The sequence below is a fragment of the Xanthomonas hortorum pv. cynarae genome (assembly GCF_002939985.1).
GTDB lineage: Bacteria > Pseudomonadota > Gammaproteobacteria > Xanthomonadales > Xanthomonadaceae > Xanthomonas > Xanthomonas hortorum_D.
Window position 1 is genome coordinate 1 of record NZ_MDFM01000065.1, and the last position, 3,754, is coordinate 3,754.

Here is a 3,754-nt window from a genome sequence, read left to right on the forward strand (position 1 = left end):
TTCAGCGTGGCGACGATCTGGCTCTCGGTGAACTTGCTCTTGCGCATGGTGGTCTCCTTGGTGGCTAGTGTGCCGGAGACCTCTAGTTATGGCTGGATCAATTTTACGGGAGGCTGACAACGGCCAGCGGCCGGCAATCCACCTTCACCGCTGGCCGCTCGGAAGAGACCGGCCATGCGGACCTGGCGTGGGCACTGTTCCACGCGCTGCAGAACGAACCGCTGGAAGGGCGCACCGCGCGCAACTCCGGCTTCATGGAGATCTCTTGATGTTGACCGATCAGCTGCCCGCCACCGCGCCTGCAGCGCCAGCAGTGCCCGCACGCACCGAGGCATTCACCTTTGGTGACCCGACGCCGGTGCTCGACGGGCGCGGGGTGCTGGACTATCTGGAGTGCTGGCAGAACGGGCGCTGGTACGAGCCACCGGTGGCGCTGGATGGCCTGTCCAAGACCACGCGCAGCAATCCGTTCCTGCAGTCCGGGCTGATCTTCAAGCGCAACATGCTGGCGCGCACCTTCAAGCCGCACCGGCTGCTGACGCGCGAGGCCTTCGAGCAGCTGTCGCTGGACTGGATCACGTTGGGCAATGGCTACCTTGAGCGCCGGCGCAATCGCATGGGCGGTGCGCTGTCGCTCACTGCGCCGTTGTCCAAGTACATGCGGCGCGGCATCACCGAGGGCGAGTATTTCCAAGTGCGCACTTGGCACGACGAGCACGTGTTCGAGCCGGGCAGCGTGTTTCAGCTGCGCGAAGCCGATGTCGATCAGGAACTCTACGGACTGCCCGAGTGGATGCCGGCGATGCAGTCGGCGCTGCTCAACGAGTCGGCCACACTGTTCCGGCGTAAGTACTACAACAACGGCTCGCACGCCGGTTTCATCCTGTATCTGACCGACCCGCAGCAAAGCCAGGAAGACGTGGACGCGCTACGCAACGCCATGAAGGGCGCCAAGGGGCCGGGCAATTTCCGCAATCTGTTCCTGTATTCGCCAGGCGGCAACAAGGACGGCTTGAAACTGATCCCGGTCAGCGAGGTGGCGGCCAAGGACGAGTTCAGCGGCATCAAGGGCATCACCCGCGACGACATGCTGGCCGCGCTGCGGATCCCGCCGCAACTCATGGGCATCGTGCCTCAGAACGCCGGCGGCTTCGGTTCGATCCGTGAGGCCGCTGCCGTGTGGGCCGCCAACGAGCTGGAACCGCTGCAGGCGCGCATGCTGAAGATCAACGACTGGGTGGGCGATGAGGTGATCTCGTTCACCCCGTATGCGCCGCCAGCGACCGCGTAATCCTTTCCCACCGCAAGACCACGCAATGCTCAAGAACCTCCGTTGTGGCGAATGCGCCCGCCTGCTGTGCAAGGCCGGCGCCTTCGATGAAATCCAAATCAAGTGCCCGCGTTGCGGCACGCTCAATCACCTGAAGGCCGAGAGCCTCACCTCCGATCGCCGCGAGCGAATCCAAGAAGGCTCTCACCATGAAAAACCAGCTGCTCCAGGGCGACGCCCTGACCATCCTGCCAACGCTCGACGCGAATTCGTTCGACGCGCTGATCACTGACCCTCCGTATGCCAGCGGCGGCCTCACCGCTGCGGCACGGGCCAAGCCGCCATCGCAGAAGTACGTCCAGGGCGGTGGCGCCCAACTGCACGCCGACTTCGTTGGTGACGAACGCGACCAACGCTCGCACCTGAAATGGATGCACCTGTGGTTGTCCGAATGCGCGCGTGTGCTCAAGGACGGCGCACCGGTGCTGCTGTTTACCGATTGGCGGCAGCTGCCGCTGACCACCGACGCGCTGCAGATCGCCGGCTTCACCTGGCGCGGCATCACTGTCTGGGACAAGACCGAGGGCGTGCGGCCGCAGCTGGGGCGCTTCCGTAACCAGGCCGAATACATCGTGTGGGGCAGCAAGGGCAACATGCCGCTGGATCGTCGTGCGCCGGTGCTGCCAGGTGTCATCCGTGAGTCGGTGCGTAAAGCCGACAAGCACCATCTGACCGGCAAGCCCACCGAATTGATGCGGCAGCTGGTGCGCATCTGCGAGGCGGGTGGGCGTGTGCTTGATCCGTTTGCTGGATCTGGTACGACGTTGGTCGCCGCATATTTGGAGGGCTTCGAGTCCCTAGGGATCGAGATGATCGATCAGTACGCCGCCGTGACCCGTGATCGCCTGGAGAAAACGCAGCCGCTCGAATAAAAGGCCAAGAGCCGCCCATACATGGGCGGCTTTTTACTACCACTTCGTAGAGAAATGTCCAGGGGCTACTCAGAGACTTCCGAAATATATAGTTCATCCATTTGTGCAGTCGGATCAAGTCGCCTTGCGCCTGGCTCCCTTGACGCGCGATCTTTTTTTCTGCGTTGGAATATGGCCCTTTCCTTAGTCTTAGTCTCGGAACCACTTGGCAGGAGTGTGATCGAGCCGAAAGTATGGCTTAGCCATTTCGCTATTACTTCGTCGATGTATCTGCTGCTTCTGATTTGAGTGAGGCCTCCTCTTATAACGGAGGATGATCGTTAACTCCAAACTAACAAGAAATTAACATGAAAATTAAATCGAAATATCTATTCGCCGCTTGTATCGTAGGTTGCGCGGCTAACGCAGGGGCGGCTACGCAGGTCTCCGCGATCAATCACGCTGGCCGCGCTGAGGCTATGTCTGCATGGGAAACGACCCTGAGGCAAGAAATTCCAGCGATGACGGGCTGCTTCATTTCGACTTTTCCTGACATGGGCTGGAAGGCGGTGCGCTGCGAGGCACCGCCGAAGGTAGTCATGGGGTCGCAGCACCTTGCCAATGACAAGGGTCGTACCACAATGGCCACCGACAGGGCGTTCATCACCGGTAACGGCAGCGATTATGCAGCGCGCTCAAGTAGGCTAACCCGCTCGGCGGTCGGTTCGTTCCCTAGCGTGAGCGGAGTGACCACCGGCGTGGTTCAATATTCTCTTCAGATTAATACCGACAATGCCAGCAATCCCGCCGCCTGCGCGCAGTTTGGTTTTTCCTCATGCAAGACCTGGCAACAGTACGTTTACTCCAGCGACTCAGATGAGAATTCCAGTAACGGTTTTCAGCCGGTTATCTTTATCGAAAGCTGGGTCTATGCGGACAGTTCCTCGGAGTACGACGCGGTAGGTTGCCCATCCGGCTGGGATGCGTACGAAGGTAATGCCTGCGTTATCAACAGCGACTCGGTGACGGTGCCTCTGGTGCCAGTGTCGGGCATTGGCGGCGTCAAGCTGACAGGTTCGGCAACCTCAGGGGGCGTGGACACCTTGACGTTCTCGGTGAATGGAAGAGCCTATAGCGTGAGCCAGAGCGCTTCTACAGTGAACATCAACAAGATCTGGCGCCAGTCCGAATTCAACGTCTTCGGTAACGGCGCCAACACCCAAACAGTGTCGTTCAACCCAGGCTCGCGTGTCTCGGTGAATTTAGCCGTAAATGATGGCACGACAAATGCCCCGGCCTGTCTGGGCGATGCCGGCACCACATTCGAGCAGAACAACCTGACGCGCGGTAGCTGTACCTCCTTTGGCGGTACGTCTCCGGGCATCAGCTTCCCCCAAAGCAACTAATTGTTTACGGCTGGGGAGGTTCCGACCTCCCCAGGCGTTCTTATTGCACCAGAATCTAACTACGTCGGAACGGGATGGTTGCCTTAGGGAAGGTCTGAACAACGCGGCCTGAGAGCGCGGAATGTCGCATCGTTCTGGAGAGTCGCGTTTGGATCTCTCCGGATTTT

Annotated in this window: 5 protein-coding genes; all 5 read left to right on the top strand. The window is 60.0% G+C overall.

Features of this window, described 5'->3' with window-relative positions; genetic code table 11:
* The first annotated feature begins 113 nt into the window (after positions 1-113).
* The 5 genes from XcyCFBP4188_RS23715 (at position 114) to XcyCFBP4188_RS22090 (ending at position 3,587) form a co-directional block, all read left to right on the top strand.
* Positions 114-269, top strand: coding sequence for a phage terminase large subunit family protein (locus tag XcyCFBP4188_RS23715; protein ID WP_428977256.1), 156 nt, complete (start codon positions 114-116; stop codon positions 267-269).
* Positions 269-1,291, top strand: a complete 1,023-nt coding sequence (locus XcyCFBP4188_RS22075) for a phage portal protein (protein WP_104592860.1) — start codon at positions 269-271, stop codon at positions 1,289-1,291. Before XcyCFBP4188_RS23715 ends, XcyCFBP4188_RS22075 begins: the two co-directional genes overlap by 1 nt.
* A 25-nt stretch (positions 1,292-1,316) precedes the next feature.
* Positions 1,317-1,562, top strand: coding sequence for a Com family DNA-binding transcriptional regulator (locus XcyCFBP4188_RS22080; RefSeq protein ID WP_104592861.1), 246 nt, complete (start codon positions 1,317-1,319; stop codon positions 1,560-1,562).
* The gene (locus XcyCFBP4188_RS22085; protein WP_076038775.1) at positions 1,480-2,202 is read left to right on the top strand and encodes a DNA-methyltransferase; all 723 of its coding nucleotides are present in this window, start codon (positions 1,480-1,482) and stop codon (positions 2,200-2,202) included. Before XcyCFBP4188_RS22080 ends, XcyCFBP4188_RS22085 begins: the two co-directional genes overlap by 83 nt.
* Before the next feature lie 347 nt (positions 2,203-2,549).
* Positions 2,550-3,587 (top strand): hypothetical protein, encoded by a 1,038-nt coding sequence (locus XcyCFBP4188_RS22090; RefSeq protein WP_040942473.1) that lies wholly within the window; start codon positions 2,550-2,552, stop codon positions 3,585-3,587.
* The last annotated feature ends 167 nt before the right edge of the window (positions 3,588-3,754 follow it).